General features: G+C 71.1%; 12 protein-coding genes. 10 read left to right on the top strand and 2 right to left on the bottom strand.

Going from position 1 to position 15610, the window contains the following annotated elements; genetic code table 11:
- The 3 genes from HET64_RS25190 to HET64_RS25180 all read left to right on the top strand — a co-directional run.
- The coding region (locus tag HET64_RS25190; protein WP_215109248.1) for a GNAT family N-acetyltransferase at positions 1–285 on the top strand (285 nt) is incomplete at its 5' end.
- 60 nt (positions 286–345) lie between these two features.
- Positions 346–2253 carry an IucA/IucC family siderophore biosynthesis protein gene (locus HET64_RS25185; protein WP_215109247.1) on the top strand — a complete coding sequence of 636 codons (1908 nt, stop codon included), beginning with the start codon at positions 346–348 and terminating at the stop codon, positions 2251–2253.
- 38 nt (positions 2254–2291) lie between these two features.
- A complete protein-coding gene (locus HET64_RS25180; RefSeq protein ID WP_215109245.1) occupies positions 2292–4262 on the top strand; it encodes an ATP-dependent DNA helicase in 1971 nt (656 codons plus the stop codon).
- A gap of 138 nt (positions 4263–4400) precedes the next feature.
- On the opposite strand, the gene lexA is transcribed toward HET64_RS25180, so the two are convergent.
- Positions 4401–5198, bottom strand: a complete 798-nt coding sequence (gene lexA / locus HET64_RS25175; RefSeq protein WP_010072358.1) for a transcriptional repressor LexA — start codon at positions 5196–5198, stop codon at positions 4401–4403.
- Positions 5199–5687: 489 nt separating this feature from the next.
- Between lexA and nrdR the strand changes: the two genes are divergently transcribed.
- Positions 5688–6200, top strand: a complete 513-nt coding sequence (gene nrdR / locus HET64_RS25170) for a transcriptional regulator NrdR (RefSeq protein ID WP_215109243.1) — start codon at positions 5688–5690, stop codon at positions 6198–6200.
- A gap of 174 nt (positions 6201–6374) precedes the next feature.
- Entirely contained in the window at positions 6375–9272 is a 2898-nt protein-coding gene (locus tag HET64_RS25165) for a vitamin B12-dependent ribonucleotide reductase (protein WP_215109241.1), read from the top strand.
- Between the two features lie 143 nt (positions 9273–9415).
- Here HET64_RS25165 and HET64_RS25160 read toward each other — a convergent pair whose 3' ends face one another.
- Entirely contained in the window at positions 9416–9952 is a 537-nt protein-coding gene (locus HET64_RS25160; protein WP_215109239.1) for a TerD family protein, read from the bottom strand.
- 256 nt (positions 9953–10208) lie between these two features.
- On the opposite strand from HET64_RS25160, the gene HET64_RS25155 reads away from it, so the two are divergent.
- From HET64_RS25155 to HET64_RS25135, 5 genes are all read left to right on the top strand, one after another.
- Entirely contained in the window at positions 10209–10814 is a 606-nt protein-coding gene (locus HET64_RS25155; RefSeq protein ID WP_215109237.1) for a YdbC family protein, read from the top strand.
- Between the two features lie 57 nt (positions 10815–10871).
- Positions 10872–11531 (top strand): histidine phosphatase family protein, encoded by a 660-nt coding sequence (locus HET64_RS25150; protein ID WP_215109235.1) that lies wholly within the window; start codon positions 10872–10874, stop codon positions 11529–11531.
- 12 nt (positions 11532–11543) lie between these two features.
- A complete protein-coding gene (locus tag HET64_RS25145) occupies positions 11544–12452 on the top strand; it encodes an ADP-ribosylglycohydrolase family protein (RefSeq protein WP_215109233.1) in 909 nt (302 codons plus the stop codon).
- Positions 12453–12709: 257 nt separating this feature from the next.
- Positions 12710–14533 (top strand): DUF4153 domain-containing protein, encoded by a 1824-nt coding sequence (locus HET64_RS25140; protein WP_215109232.1) that lies wholly within the window; start codon positions 12710–12712, stop codon positions 14531–14533.
- Positions 14534–14680: 147 nt separating this feature from the next.
- Positions 14681–15391 (top strand): ribonuclease HII, encoded by a 711-nt coding sequence (locus tag HET64_RS25135; RefSeq protein ID WP_215109231.1) that lies wholly within the window; start codon positions 14681–14683, stop codon positions 15389–15391.
- The last annotated feature ends 219 nt before the right edge of the window (positions 15392–15610 follow it).

Raw genomic sequence — 15610 nt, 5'->3', positions numbered from 1 at the left:
CGCCACTACCCCGCCCGCCCCCACGACACCGGCGTCCATCTCCTCATCGGGGGCGTGAACAACCGCGGCCGGGGCGTGGGCACCACCCTGCTCCGCGCCGTCGCCGATCTCGTCCTGGACAACCTTCCGCGGTGCGGTCGGGTCGTCGCCGAGCCCGACCTGCGCAACACCCCCTCCGTATCCGCGTTCCTCAGCGCCGGTTTCCGCTTCTCCGCCGAAGTGGATCTCCCCGACAAACGCGCCGCGCTGATGATCCGCGACCGAACGTACCGAGCCCAGCTGTGACTTACTCGCCGCACTTTCCACACCGCTCGAACCTCATAGGTTCCATCCGGAGGAGTCCCCGTGCCGATATATCCCGCGAGCCGTGAATCAGCCGAGTCCCCGCAGCTGTTCAGCCCCCCGGAGCTGAACCGACAGATCTGGGACCGGGCCGCCGCACGGCTCCTCGCCAAGATGCTCGGCGAGTTCGCCTACGAGAAGATCATCGAGCCGGTCCCGGAGCCCGGGACCGGCGGACGCCACCGACTGACCCTCGACGACGGGGGAGCGCTCGCCTTCGCCGCCCGGCGCGGCGTCTACGGCAGCTGGCGCGTCGACCCCGACTCGATCGACGTCACGACGGGACCGCCGGCCGCCCACGCCAACGGCACACCCGTCGCCGCGGGCACCGAGGCGCGGCCCAACGGCTCGGCCGGCGGCACCCGGCCGTTCCGCGACCCGCTGACGTTCCTCACCCGGGCCCGGGGCCTCCTCGGACTCGACGGCACGACGCTGGGCCACCTCATCCGCGAGCTGACCCTGACCCTGTCCGCCGACGCCCGGCTCGACCACACCGCCCTCACCGCGGACCGGCTCGCCGCCCTGGACTACGCGGAGCTGGAGGGCCACCAGACCGGCCACCCCTGGCTGGTGGCGAGCAAGGGCCGGCTCGGCTTCTCCGCCGCCGACGCCGCCCGCTTCACCCCCGAGACCCGCAGCCCGCTCCGGCTGCCGTGGATCGCGGTCAGCAACCGCATCGCCCAGTACCGGGGCGTGGGCCGCCTCGGCACCCCCGAGCAGCTGTACGCCGGCGAGCTCGACCAGGACATCCGGGACGCCTTCGCCGAGGTGCTGCGGGCCCGGGGGCACGACCCGCGGGACTACCTCTACCTCCCCGTACACCCCTGGCAGTGGGACGAGTGGATCGTGCCGCTCTTCGCCCCGGCCATCGCCGACGGCGACATCGTGGCCCTGCACACCGACGGGGACGCCCGCCTCCCGCAGCAGTCCATCCGCACGTTCGCGAACGTGGAACGGCCCGAGCGGCACACCGTGAAGCTCCCGCTCTCCATCCTCAACACCCTGGTCTGGCGCGGCCTGCCGACCGAGCGGACCCTCGCCGCCCCCGCGGTCACCGCGTGGGTCCAGGGGCTGTGCGAGGACGACCCGTTCCTGCGCGACACCTGCCGGGTCGTCCTCCTCGGCGAGGTCGCCTCCGTCGCCGTTGAGCACCCGCTGTACGACCACCTCCCCGAAGCGCCCTACCAGTACAAGGAGATCCTCGGCGCGATCTGGCGGGAGCCCCTGCCGCCCCGCCTCGCCCCGGGTGAGAAGGCCCGCACGCTCGCCTCCCTCCTCCATACGGATCCGGCGGGCCGCGCGTTCACCGCGGAGCTGGTCGAGCGCTCCGGCCTCTCGCCGGACGCCTGGCTGAAGCGGCTCTTCGCCGCGCTCCTGCCGCCCCTGCTGCACTTCCTCTACCGCTACGGCACCGTCTTCTCCCCGCACGGCGAGAACGCCATCGTCGTGTTCGACGAGAACGACGTGCCCGTACGGCTCGCCATCAAGGACTTCGTCGACGACGTCAACGTCAGTGCCCACCCGCTGCCGGAGCACACCACCATGCCCGACGAGGTGCGCGCGGTCCTCCTCACCGAGGAGCCGTCGTTCCTCACCCAGTTCATCCACTCCGGCCTCTTCGTGGGCGTCTTCCGCTATCTGTCCCCCCTCTGCGAGGAGCAGCTCGGCGTCTCAGAGGACGCTTTCTGGTCACTCGTCCGGGCGGAGATAGTCCGCCACCACGCCCGTTTCCCGGAGCTGAAGGAGAGGTTCGAGCTGTTCGACATGCTCACCCCCGAGATCGAGCGCCTCTGCCTGAACCGCAACCGCCTGCTCGTCGACGGCTACCGGGACCGTGCCAGCCGGCCGCACGCGGCGATCCACGGCACGGTCCCCAACCCGTTGCACCCCTCCGCCCGCGTCCGGGAGTGATCGCCGTTGTCAGTGGTGCGCCGTAGGGTGGTCGGGCTATGACGAAGCCATCCCTCCCCGAGCTCCTGCACGCCGCCGTCACCGCCGTCGGCGGTACGGAAAGGCCCGGCCAGGTCACCATGGCCGAGGCCGTCGCCGAGGCCGTCGACGACCAATCCCACCTGCTCGTCCAGGCCGGCACCGGTACGGGCAAGTCGCTCGGCTATCTGGTGCCGGCCCTGGCGCACGGGGAGCGGGTCGTCGTGGCCACGGCCACTCTCGCGCTCCAGCGGCAGCTGGTGGAGCGGGACCTGCCGCGTACGGTCGAGTCCCTGCATCCGCTGCTGCGCCGCCGCCCGCAGTTCGCCATGCTCAAGGGCCGGTCGAACTACCTGTGCCTGCACCGGCTCCACGAAGGGGTTCCGCAGGACGAGGAGGAGGGGCTGTTCGACCAGTTCGAGGCGGCGGCCCCGTCCAGCAAGCTCGGCCAGGACCTGCTGCGGCTGCGGGACTGGTCGGACGAGACGGAGACGGGCGACCGGGACGATCTGACCCCGGGCGTCTCGGACCGGGCCTGGGCGCAGATCTCGGTCTCCTCGCGCGAGTGCCTGGGCGCGACGAAGTGCGCGTACGGAGCGGAGTGCTTCGCGGAGGCGGCCCGGGAGCGCGCGAAGCTCGCGGACGTGGTCGTCACCAATCACGCGCTGCTCGCGATCGACGCCATCGAGGGCGCGCCGGTGCTGCCGTCGCACGAGGTGCTGATCGTCGACGAGGCCCATGAGCTGGTCTCCCGGGTCACCGGTGTCGCCACCGGCGAGCTCACCCCCGCCCAGGTCAACCGCGCGGTCCGCCGGGCGGCGAAGCTGGTCAACGAGAAGGCAGCCGACTCCCTCCAGACCGCCGCCGAGGGGTTCGAACGGGTCATGGAGCTGGCGCCCCCGGGGCGTCTGGAGGAGGTGCCCGAGGACCTCGGGTACGCCCTGATGGCGCTGCGCGACGCGGCACGCACGGTGATCTCCGCCATCGGCGCCACCCGGGACAAGTCGGTCGAGGACGAGAACGCCGTCCGCAAACAGGCCCTGGCCTCGGTCGAGTCGATCCACGGCGTCGCCGAGCGCATCACCCAGGGCTCCGAGTACGACGTCGTCTGGTACGAGCAGCACGACCGGTTCGGAGCCTCCGTCCGGGTCGCCCCGCTCTCCGTCTCCGGGCTGCTGCGCGAGAAGCTCTTCGCCGAGCGGTCCGTGGTGCTGACGTCGGCCACCCTCAAGCTCGGGGGCGACTTCAACGGGGTGGGCGCGTCCCTCGGGCTGGCCCCCGAGGGCACGGCGGGCGAGGACGTCCCCCAGTGGAAGGGGCTGGACGTCGGCTCCCCGTTCGACTACCCGAAGCAGGGCATCCTCTATGTCGCCCGGCATCTGAACACCCCGGGGCGCGAGGGATCGCGTACGGACATGCTGGACGAGCTCGCCGAGCTGGTGGAGGCGGCCGGCGGCCGCACGCTGGGGCTGTTCTCCTCCATGCGGGGAGCCAAGGCGGCGGCCGAGGAGCTGCGGAGCCGTATGGACAGGCCGATCCTGCTCCAGGGCGAGGAGACCCTCGGCGAGCTCATCAAGAACTTCGCCGCCGACCCGGAGACCTGCCTCTTCGGCACCCTGTCGCTCTGGCAGGGCGTGGACGTCCCCGGAGCGAGCTGTCAGCTGGTGGTCATGGACCGGATTCCGTTTCCCCGGCCCGACGATCCGCTGATGAGCGCACGGCAGAAGGCGGTCGAGGAGGCGGGTGGCAACGGCTTCATGGCGGTGGCGGCGACGCACGCCGCTCTGCTGATGGCCCAGGGCGCGGGCCGGCTGGTCCGCGCCACGGGCGACAAGGGTGTCGTCGCCGTGCTGGACCCGAGGCTCGCGAACGCACGGTACGGAAGCTATCTGCGCGCCTCACTGCCGGACTTCTGGTACACCACCGACCGGAACCAGGCGCGCCGCTCACTGGCCTCCATCGACGCACAGGCCAAGGCGGACGGCGCCTGATCCGCCGGGGCCTCGCCCGCCGCCCGACTCCCGCCGCCCGACTCCGGGCGGCGGGGCAAGGCAAAGCCCCGGGACCGACGTCATCATCGACGTCCTAGGCAGGGATCCCGGGGCGAGCAGCCGTGACCGACGCGTTCCTCAGACCCGGCGCAGCACCGCCACCACCTTGCCCAGGATGGTGGCCTCGTCGCCGGGGATCGGCTGGTACGCGGCGTTGTGAGGGAGCAGCCATACGTGACCGTCCTCCCGGCGGAATCGCTTGACCGTCGCCTCGCCGTCGAGCATGGCGGCGACGATGTCCCCGTTCTCCGCGACGGGCTGGCGGCGGACGGTCACCCAGTCGCCGTCACAGATCGCGGCCTCGATCATCGAGTCGCCGACGACCTTCAGGACGAACAGCTCACCATCGCCGACGAGCTGGCGGGGGAGCGGGAAGACGTCCTCGACGGACTCCTCCGCGAGGATCGGTCCACCTGCGGCGATCCGGCCCACCAGCGGTACGTAGGACGCGGCGGGCTTACCCGTCGTGTCGGTCGGCTGGGTGCTGGGCTGGTCCGATCCGCGCACCTCGTAGGCGCGAGGCCGGTGCGGGTCCCGGCGGAGGAAGCCCTTGCGCTCCAGCGCCATCAGCTGATGGGCGACGGACGAGGTGCTGGACAGGCCCACCGCCTGACCGATCTCCCGCATGGAGGGCGGGTATCCCCGCCGCTGCACGGAGTCGCGGATGACCTCGATGACCCGCCGTTGCCGGTCCGTGAGCCCCGAGCTGTCCGCCCGGATGCCGGGGGGCCTGCCGGGCATGGAACGTCCCGGGCGTGCTGGCTCGGGCCCGTCCGTGTTCGTGACTGAGTCATTCATGGCATGCACCGGCTCAAGTCGGCTCTGGGAGCGGTGGTCCCGGGCGGTGATGGTGGCACTGTCTGCGGTGGTGGTCACGTCGGCCCCTCTCGAATGTTCTCCCTAGCTGGACAACGGTAGTAGCTTTCGAAAGGTTGCGCCAAACACACGTTCGAGTGAAAAACGAATAAAGGGGTGCCGCACTGCTACCGACAGGTGTATGAGCAACAGAATAGAGGCCGCGCGAACGCTGCGGGGAGGCCCGTCGCGGTGCCGGGCCGAGTCTTTCACCCGGACCCGCGCGCCGGAGCCCCGGCGACTCGGCGGCCCCGCGATTCCCGTACCCTCTTCCCTGGCCCACGCTCCCCCCGGGCGGCCTCCGAGCGAGGTCCGGCGCGCGACACGCGATGGGGCCGAAAACGCGACTCAACCCTAGATCTAGTGGTTGGATTGCTCCAGTCACCCAGAAGTTGTGGTCGCGGTTCAACCGCACCGTGGTCATCGCCTATGCTGGGAACTGCTTCCGAGGGCCCGGACAAGGGCCTGAAGAGGCTATTCAGTCGTGCGTGTGAGGGAGGGTTGGGAGCCATGCACTGCCCCTTCTGCAGGCACCCCGACAGCAGGGTCGTCGACAGTCGCACCACCGACGACGGGACGTCGATCCGTCGCCGCCGGCAGTGCCCCGACTGTTCCCGCCGTTTCACCACGGTGGAGACCTGCTCGCTGATGGTGGTCAAGCGCAGCGGCGTGACCGAACCCTTCAGCCGCACCAAGGTCATCTCCGGCGTCCGCAAGGCATGCCAGGGGCGACCCGTCACGGAGGACGCCCTCGCCAAGCTCGGCCAGCGGGTCGAGGAGGCGGTGCGCGCCACCGGTAGCGCCGAGCTGACCACCCACGACGTGGGGCTGGCCATCCTCGGCCCGCTGCAGGAACTCGACCTCGTCGCGTACCTGCGCTTCGCGTCCGTCTACCGGGCGTTCGATTCCCTGGAAGACTTCGAGGCCGCCATCGTGGAACTGCGTACGCAGCGGCCTTCCGCAGAGGACCGCGGGAGCGGAGAGACCCCTGAGGTCCCCGCGCCCGCCGTTGCCGCCGACTGAGCGGTACCCGCCCGGGACGCCCGTGCCCGCAGACGTAACGACTGCGGACCGGCGGCAGGGCGACATGAGATGTGCTTCCGGCTGCCGACTGCGGCTTCCGGAGCATCGGACACACATTGTGCCTGGGAAGATCTGGGCACTTCAGGGCGTTTTCGCCCACATATGGGAGGCGGCATGACAGAGACGGCGAGCGGCCCGGCACGAGGTTCCCGTACCAAGGGCGCCAAGGCGAGCAAGGGTCTGCGTATCGAGCGCATCCACACCAACCCCGGCGTGCACCCGTACGACGAGGTGGCGTGGGAGCGCCGTGACGTCGTCATGACCAATTGGCGCGACGGCTCGATCAACTTCGAGCAGCGTGGCGTCGAGTTCCCCGACTTCTGGTCGGTGAACGCGGTCAACATCGTCACCAGCAAGTATTTCCGCGGGGCCGTCGGCACGCCGCAGCGCGAGACCGGCCTCAAGCAGCTGATCGACCGGATCGTGAAGACGTACCGGAAGGCCGGCGAGGACAACAGCTACTTCGCCTCTCCCGCGGACGCGGAGATCTTCGAGCACGAGCTGGCGTACGCCCTCCTGCACCAGGTCTTCAGCTTCAACTCCCCGGTCTGGTTCAACGTCGGAACGCCCCAGCCGCAGCAGGTCTCCGCCTGCTTCATCCTGGCCGTCGACGACTCCATGGAGTCGATCCTCGACTGGTACAAGGAAGAGGGCATGATCTTCAAGGGCGGCTCCGGCGCCGGCCTGAACCTCTCCCGTATCCGCTCCTCCAAGGAGCTCCTCTCCTCCGGCGGCAACGCCTCCGGCCCGGTCTCGTTCATGCGCGGCGCCGACGCGTCCGCCGGAACGATCAAGTCGGGCGGCGCCACCCGCCGCGCGGCCAAGATGGTCATCCTCGACGTCGACCACCCCGACATCGAGGACTTCATCGAGACCAAGGTCAAGGAGGAGGAGAAGATCCGCGCCCTGCGCGACGCGGGCTTCGACATGGACCTGGGCGGCGACGACATCACGTCCGTCCAGTACCAGAACGCCAACAACTCGGTCCGGGTGAACGACGAGTTCATGAAGGCCGTCGAGGCGGGCGGCAAGTTCGGGCTGCGCGCCCGGATGACCGGCGACGTCATCGAAGAGGTCGAGGCCAAGTCCCTCTTCCGCAAGATGGCCGAGGCCGCCTGGGCGTGCGCCGACCCGGGCATCCAGTACGACGACACCATCAACGCCTGGCACACCTGCCCGGAGTCCGGCCGGATCAACGGCTCGAACCCGTGCAGCGAGTACATGCACCTGGACAACACCTCGTGCAACCTCGCCTCGCTGAACCTGATGAAGTTCCTCAAGGACGACGGCCTGGGCCACCAGTCCTTCGAGTCCGAGCGCTTCGCCAAGGTCGTCGAGCTGGTCATCACCGCGATGGACATCTCGATCTGCTTCGCGGACTTCCCCACGCAGAAGATCGGCGAGAACACCCGCGCCTACCGTCAGCTGGGCATCGGCTACGCCAACCTCGGCGCCCTGCTGATGGCGACCGGTCACGCGTACGACAGCGACGGCGGCCGCGCGCTGGCCGGCGCCATCACCTCGCTGATGACCGGCACCTCCTACCGCCGCTCCGCCGAGCTGGCCGCGGTCGTCGGCCCGTACGACGGCTACGCCCGCAACGCCGAGCCGCACCAGCGCGTCATGAAGCAGCACTCCGACGCCAACGCCAAGGCCGTCCACGTCGACGACCTCGACTCGCCGGTCTGGGCCGCCGCGACGGAGGCCTGGCAGGACGTGATCCGGCTCGGAGCGAAGAACGGCTTCCGCAACGCGCAGGCCTCGGTCATCGCGCCCACCGGCACCATCGGTCTCGCGATGTCCTGCGACACCACCGGCCTGGAGCCCGACCTCGCCCTGGTCAAGTTCAAGAAGCTGGTCGGCGGCGGCTCGATGCAGATCGTCAACGGCACGGTGCCGCAGGCGCTGCGCCGCCTCGGCTACCAGCCGGAGCAGATCGAGGCGATCGTCGCCCACATCGCCGAGAACGGCAACGTGGTCGACGCCCCCGCCCTGAAGACCGAGCACTACAGCGTCTTCGACTGCGCGATGGGCGAGCGTTCCATCTCCGCGATGGGGCACGTCCGGATGATGGCGGCCATCCAGCCGTGGATCTCCGGCGCGCTCTCCAAGACGGTGAACCTCCCCGAGACGGCCACCGTCGAGGACGTCGAGGAGGTCTACTTCGAGGCGTGGAAGATGGGCGTCAAGGCGCTCGCGATCTACCGCGACAACTGCAAGGTCGGCCAGCCCCTCTCCGCCAAGACCAAGGACAAGGAGAAGGAAGAGGTCACCGCGAAGGCCGAGGAGACCATCCGTACGGCGGTCGAGAAGGTCGTCGAGTACCGCCCGGTCCGCAAGCGCCTCCCCAAGGGCCGCCCCGGCATCACCACCTCCTTCACGGTGGGCGGCGCCGAGGGCTACATGACCGCCAACTCCTACCCGGACGACGGTCTCGGCGAGGTCTTCCTGAAGATGTCCAAGCAGGGTTCGACCCTCGCGGGCATGATGGACGCCTTCTCCATCGCCGTCTCGGTCGGTCTGCAGTACGGCGTCCCGCTGGAGACGTACGTCTCGAAGTTCACCAACATGCGCTTCGAGCCGGCCGGTATGACGGACGACCCGGACGTGCGGATGGCGCAGTCGATCGTCGACTACATCTTCCGTCGCCTGGCGCTCGACTTCCTGCCCTTCGAGACCCGCTCGGCCCTCGGCATCCACTCCGCCGACGAGCGTCAGCGCCACCTGGACACCGGCAGCTACGAGCCGTCGTTCGAGGCGGACGGTCTGGACGCGGACAGCCTGGCCCAGTCGGCCCCGGTCCGCGCCGAGCCCCTGAAGGTGGTGGCGGCTCCCGAGGAGTCCGCCGTGAAGCCGGCACCGAAGACGGCGCACACCTCGGCCGAACTGGTCGAGATGCAGCTCGGCATCAGCGCCGACGCCCCGCTCTGCTTCTCCTGCGGTACGAAGATGCAGCGCGCCGGCTCCTGCTACATCTGCGAGGGCTGCGGCTCGACGAGCGGCTGCAGCTGACCGGACGCGGAACCGCGCCGACGCGCGGCTGACCCGCTGTTCACGAAGGGGACCGGCCATCGGCCGGTCCCCTTCGGCATGTTCCCGGCCTCTTGCAGGCAGGCCGCCGACGCCCGTGCCGGGTTGGCCGGAACTGACCGACGTCACCCTTCGGCGGCCCGGCTCCCCATCACCGCGGCGAACGCGTCGGGGTCGCCGTCGAAGCCGCGTACGGCCGACCGGAACCCCCAGAGCCCCGAGCCGTCCCGGGTGAACTCCCCGACGACCGCCGCGGTCGCCCACGCCACGTCGGAGAAGTCGCTCTCGGTCAGGCTCGTGTAGCCCTCGCGGATCTCCATCGCCGTGTTCCCTATGTCGCCGAAGGTCTTGTGACCGTCGCGCTGCTGGATGGCGACACCGACCACCACCCGCCCGTACGCGTCGGCCAGCCGGTTGAGCTCGATGGTCATGACCTCGTCGAAGCCGAAACCCTGGCCGGTCCGGCTGTCCCGGTTCAGCGTGATGGTGCCGTCCGGCGAGCGGCTGTCGAAGTGCACCAGATAGGCGGGGGCGCCGTACGGCTCACCGGCCGGGTAGGTCGCCGCGATGATGTCGAGGTCGTTGGCGGCCGCCCCGTGCCGGCTGGGGTCCCATTTGACCCGCACCTCGACCTTCTCGATGTCCTTGTTCGGAGTGCTCAAGGGGCTTCCCTCCCGGCCGACGGCCCACGGACCGTTCCCATCACCTGATACACGATTCACCCGATCATGTAGGGAACCGGCCGCGGAACCAACTGCTCCGGCCACGGGCGGCGGATTCGGGCCACTGTCCGCCCCGGGCACGGGTGTTGCGGCCTGCTCGGGCCCCCGCGCCCCCCGTGCGCGGGCGCAACGGCCGGCCGGGGCGCACACCGCGGCACCGTGACGCGTGCCACGTTCCGCGCCGTACGATGGCGCGGTGCTGGTGAAGTGGATTCGCTGCTCCGTGGTGGACCGTCATGGTTTCGAGCGGGGACAGCGGAAGTGGGCGGGGCTGCTCGGCGAGCCGGGGTTCAGAGGACAGAGCGGCGGGTGGAGCCGAACGCGCCCCGGCGTCGCCCACGTCTTCGCGTTCTGGGAGAACCGCGTCTTCTACGACTCCTTCATGGCCCGCGGGCACGACCGGCTGGCGGCCGGGCAGTCCGGCATGTTCCGCGACATGCAGGTCACGCTCTTCGAGCGCCGCTTCGACGTGAAGACGGGCTTCGAGCCCCACTTCACGGAGGCGGACGTCGTCAGGGTCGCGCACAGCCGGGTGCACGAGGAGCGCGCCGAGCACTTCGTGCTGATGCAGCAGCAGGTGTGGAACCCCGCCATGGCCGGATCGCCCGGCATGCTGCGCGGCGTCTTCGGCGAGGCGCCCGGGAACGAGTTCCTGGCGCTGTCCCTGTGGAAGTCGAGCGCCGAGCGCGGCAAGTACCGCGCGGCGGGGGCCGAGCGGCTGGCGGCCCGCGCGGGGACCGAGACGGACGTGATCGCCCTGACGGGAGACGTCGTGGAGCTGGAACCCTCCTGGACGGTGTGACCCGGGTCCGCGGGCCCCGGCCGCTCGTGCCGGCCCGACCCGATCTATGGTCGGGACATGGCACGACCGCAGCGCATTGTCCTCGTCCGGCACGGCGAGTCCGAGGGCAACGCCGACGACACGGTGTACGAGCGGGAGCCCGATCACGCGCTCCGGCTGACCCCCACAGGTCTGCGGCAGGCCCGGGAGACCGGGGAGGGGCTGCGCGAGCTGTTCGGCGAGGAACGGGTGAGCGTCTACATCTCGCCGTACCGCCGTACCCACGAGACGTTCCGGGCCTTTGGTCTCGACCCGGCGCGTGTACGCGTACGCGAGGAGCCCCGGCTGCGTGAGCAGGACTGGGGGAACTGGCAGGACCGGGACGACGTACGGCTGCAGAAGGCCTACCGGGACGCCTACGGGCACTTCTTCTACCGCTTCGCCCAGGGTGAGTCCGGCGCCGACGTCTACGACCGGGTCGGGGCGTTCCTGGAGAGTCTGTACCGGAGCTTCGAGGAGTCGGACCACCCGGAGAACGTCCTGCTGGTCACCCACGGACTGACGATGCGGCTGTTCTGCATGCGCTGGTTCCACTGGTCGGTCGCGGAGTTCGAGTCGCTGTCCAACCCCGGCAACGGCGAGACGCGGACCCTGCTGCTGGGCGACAACGGCCGCTACACCCTCGACCGGCCCTTTCAGCACTGGCGGACCCCTGAGCCGTACGGCAGCACCGGATAGAGTGGCAGGGCGATGACCGCTGATTCTGCTTCCGCGCGGCGCTTCGAACGCGCCCTGGCCAGCCTGCGTGGGCTGTCCGTGGGAGACGCCCTGGGCTCCCAGTTCTTCGTTCCGGCCAACTATCCCCTGCTGAAACAGCGGGCCCTGCCGCCCGGGCCCTGGCAGTGGACCGACGACACCGAGATGGCCTGCTCGGTCGTGGCCGTGCTCACCGCGCACGGTCGCGTCGACCAGGACGCGCTCGCCCGCTCCTTCGCCGAGCACCACGACTTCGACCGGGGCTACGGTCCCGCCGTCAACCGGCTGCTCAGGCTCGTACGGGAGGGCGGTGACTGGCGGGAGCTGTCCTCGGCGCTGTTCCAGGGCCAGGGCTCCTGGGGCAACGGTTCGGCGATGCGCATCGCCCCGCTCGGCGCCTGGTACGCGGACGATCCGGAGCAGGCCACCCACCAGGCGGAGATCTCCTCGTACACCACGCACCAGCACCGCGAGGCCGTCGTCGGCGCCATGGCCGTGGCCGCCGCCGCGTCGCTCGCCGCCGCCCCCGGCGGGCCACCGAGCCCGGAGGACCTCCTCGACGGCGTCATCGCGCTCGTGCCCCGCAGCGCCGTCGGCGCGGGGCTGCGCCGGGCCCGCGACATGCTGGACTACCGGGACGCCGGGACGGTCGCCGCGGTCCTCGGCAACGGCCGCCGGACCAGCGCCCACGACACCGTGCCGTTCGCGCTCTGGTCGGCCGCCAGGAGCCTCGGGGACTACGAGCAGGCGTTCTGGGTCACGGCCCAGGCCGGCGGTGACGTCGACACGACGTGCGCCATCGTCGGCGGTGTCGTCGCCTCGGGCGAGGCCGGAGCGCCGCCGGCCGACTGGCTGGCGCAGACGGAGGAACCCCCGGCGTGGCTGACGCCGCTCCCGCGCTGATCGCCCCGCTACCGTCCCGCTTCTCCGCCGGCCGCCCCTGAAGCGGTGTCGCGGTCCTCTGTCACGGCCTGAACCGGTGTCGCGGTCCTCTGTCACGGTCCTGCCACAGGATCACTCTGCGTGTCTGCGAACGCGCGTCCGGGACTACTCTTTCGGCCACGCCGCCCCTCATTGATCTTGAGGGCGTGCGCCGAATGAGACGCCGGGACAGGCGTACGGCCCAGGGCCGCGCGTGGACCCGGTGGGGGAGGGGTCCCATGTCCGATCAGCCGTCCGAGGCGTCCAGACCGCCCGGGAATCCGAAGGAAGCCGGCGCGCCCCGGCCACCGGAACCGCCCGCGGCCTCCGAGGCCGCCGGCACACCGGCAGCGAACAAGCCGGATCCGGCCGCGGCGCGGCCCGCCGGTGCGCCTGCCGCCGATGCCGCGCCGCCCTCCGCGGTGTGGGATCCCGCCCCGGCGCCGGTCTCCGGCGACCCGCGCCAACGGGCCCAGGCGGCTCGACGGACCGGGCCGGCGGGCAGCCCCTGGCAGTACGGCACCGGGACGCCCGCCGCCAAGGACGATGGGGTGACGGCCCGGCTCCGACCCCCCGCACCTCCCCTGATCAGCCCCGCCGTGCTCGGCTCGGTCCTGGCCACCGCCCTCCTGAGCGCGCTCTTCCTGGGTGACGGACTCGGGGTGAGCCTCCTGATCGTGGCCGTGCCCGCCGCGCTGGCCGCGTTCTTCGCCGCGCGGGCGGCAGGCCGCCGGCTACGGCCCTGGACCGCGACCTGGGCGGTGGGAGGGCTCGCGCTCCTCGCGGTGCCGGCACTCCGGGACGCGGGCTGGCCCACCTTCCTCGCCGTGGTGTCCGCCGTCGCGCTCGGCTCGCTCGCGCTGCACGGAAGCCGCAGCTGGCTGGGGGTGCTGATCGGCTCGCTGGGGCTGTTCGACTCGGTCGTCCCCGGCATCATCTGGGGCGTGCGGGGGGTTCGCGCACGGGCCGACGGTTCCCGGGCGCGCTGGGGCGCCGCCCTGCGCACCACGGTGGTGGCCCTCGTGCTGCTGGTGGTGTTCGGAACCCTCTTCGCCAGCGCGGACGCCGCGTTCGCCGAACTGCTGGGCAGCCTCATGCCCGACGCCTCGGTCGGCGAGGGACCGTGGCGGATCTTCCTCTTCGCCCTCGGGCTGGCCGGCGCGCTCGCCGCCGCGCACGCCGCGGCCGCACCGGTGCGCTGGGACGGGATCACCGTACGACCCGGCAAACCCCGGGGACGGGCCGAATGGGCCCTTCCGCTGATCGTGCTCAACCTGCTCTTCGCCGCGTTCATCGCGCTCCAGCTCGTCGTCCTCCTCGGTGGCTACGACAAGGTGAAGACGGAGACCGGGCTCGACCACGCGGAGTACGCCCGCCAGGGCTTCTGGCAGCTGCTCTGGGCCACGCTGCTCACCCTTCTCGTGATCGCCCTGGCCCTGCGCTGGGCGCCGCGCGGCGGCACCGGGGACCGCACCCTGGTGCGGGCTGTCCTCGGTCCCCTGTGCGTGCTCACCCTCGTCGTGGTCGGCTCCGCGCTGCGCCGCATGGACCTGTACGTCGACGAGTACGGCCTGACCAGGCTCCGGATATCCGTGGCCGCGATGGAGCTCTGGCTCGGGGTGGTGCTGGTCCTCATCCTGGCGGCAGGCGTCTTCGGGGCCCGGTTCCTGCCCCGGGCCATCGCGGTGAGCGCGGCGGCCGGCGTCCTGGCTTTCGGGCTGCTCTCACCGGACGGGCTGATCGCCGAGCAGAACGTCCAGCGCTTCGAGGACAGCCGGTCGACCGCCATCGACATCGACTACGTCAAGGACCTGTCCGCCGACGCCGTACCGGCCCTGGACCGACTGCCCGAACCGGAACGCTCCTGTGCGCTGCGGATCATCCAGAACGACGTCCTCGGCGCCGACACCCCCTGGTACGCGACCAGCTGGGGAGAGGCGCGGGCGAAGGAGATCCTGGAGAAGCGCCCGGTGAAGGGCGACGCGCGTGACTGCTACAGCGTGGGCAGGGAAGGGACCCGGGACGGATACGAGCCGGACGACGACGGCTACGACCCGTACTGAGCCGACGGGCCCTCTGAGCCCACGGGTTGAGGGGGCCAGGCCCACGGGTCCAGGGGGCCTCGGACCAGCCTCCGCCGACCGATTCGCAGGACGCACGGCGCCCCGGGGTGTTGCTGCCGAGGCTCTCGGCGTACGCTGACTGGCGCCATGCCGTACGAACCACCCACGCACACCGTCGAGCGCTCACTTCGCGCTACCACCGGTGCCAGGACCGTCGCCGGTGTCGATGAGGTCGGACGCGGAGCGTGGGCCGGACCCGTCACCGTGTGCGCGGCGGTCACCGGTCTGCGCCGACCGCCCGAAGGCCTCACCGATTCCAAGCTGTTGACCCCCCGGCGGCGCGCCGAGCTCGCTCCCGTGCTGCGGAGCTGGGTCACCGCCTACGCGCTGGGCGACGCCTCACCGCAGGAGATCGACGACCTCGGGATGACCGCCGCCCTCCGGCTCGCCGCCGTGCGTGCCCTGGAGGGGCTGCCGGTGCGCCCCGACGCGGTGATACTCGACGGCAAGCACGACTATCTGGGCGCTCCCTGGAAGGTCCGCACCGTGATCAAGGGCGATCAGTCCTGTATCGCGGTCGCGGCTGCCTCGGTGATCGCCAAGGTGCACCGTGACGGGATGATGGCCGAGCTGGGCGCCGCGTCCGAGGACTGCGCCGACTTCGCCTTCGGTGCCAACGCGGGGTATCCCTCGCCCGTGCACCGGGCCGCGCTGGAGGAGCGGGGGCCCACGGCCCATCACCGCCTCTCCTGGGCGTATCTGGACGCGCTGCCCCGGTGGCAGCACCTGAAGAAGGTCCGTTTTTCCGCCGAGGCGGCCGCACTCGAAAGCGGGGGCCAGCTCGGCTTCGAATTCTGATCGCGCACACGCGCCCCTCTTACCGACGCCGGCGACATCGGCGTCCGCCACAGACCACCTTCATGCCTCTGATCTCCGAGGAGCCTCAGATTCCCGAGAGCGCCCAGGGTCCCCGCGTCACTCCGGCCGCCGGCCGCACCGCGCCGACCCCCCGTCCCGTACCCGGTCCGCGTTCCGCGGCCACCCCGCGTCCCGGCCGTCCGGGTCCCGGCCCCGCGC

The organism is Streptomyces sp. McG3 (genome assembly GCF_018619185.1).
Classification (GTDB): domain Bacteria; phylum Actinomycetota; class Actinomycetes; order Streptomycetales; family Streptomycetaceae; genus Streptomyces.
The sequence above is the reverse complement of the archived record's forward strand: the minus strand, read 5'-3'. Positions and strand labels throughout refer to the sequence as shown.

Bases quoted from the DNA above. Each gene is read 5' to 3' on its own strand.
- HET64_RS25135 (WP_215109231.1), top strand. From the start codon at position 14,681: ATGCCGTACGAACCACCCACGCACACCGTCGAGCGCTCACTTCGCGCT.
- HET64_RS25140 (WP_215109232.1), top strand. From the start codon at position 12,710: ATGTCCGATCAGCCGTCCGAGGCGTCCAGACCGCCCGGGAATCCGAAG.
- HET64_RS25145 (WP_215109233.1), top strand. From the start codon at position 11,544: ATGACCGCTGATTCTGCTTCCGCGCGGCGCTTCGAACGCGCCCTGGCC.
- nrdR (WP_215109243.1), top strand. From the start codon at position 5,688: ATGCACTGCCCCTTCTGCAGGCACCCCGACAGCAGGGTCGTCGACAGT.
- HET64_RS25180 (WP_215109245.1), top strand. From the start codon at position 2,292: ATGACGAAGCCATCCCTCCCCGAGCTCCTGCACGCCGCCGTCACCGCC.
- HET64_RS25165 (WP_215109241.1), top strand. From the start codon at position 6,375: ATGACAGAGACGGCGAGCGGCCCGGCACGAGGTTCCCGTACCAAGGGC.
- HET64_RS25150 (WP_215109235.1), top strand. From the start codon at position 10,872: ATGGCACGACCGCAGCGCATTGTCCTCGTCCGGCACGGCGAGTCCGAG.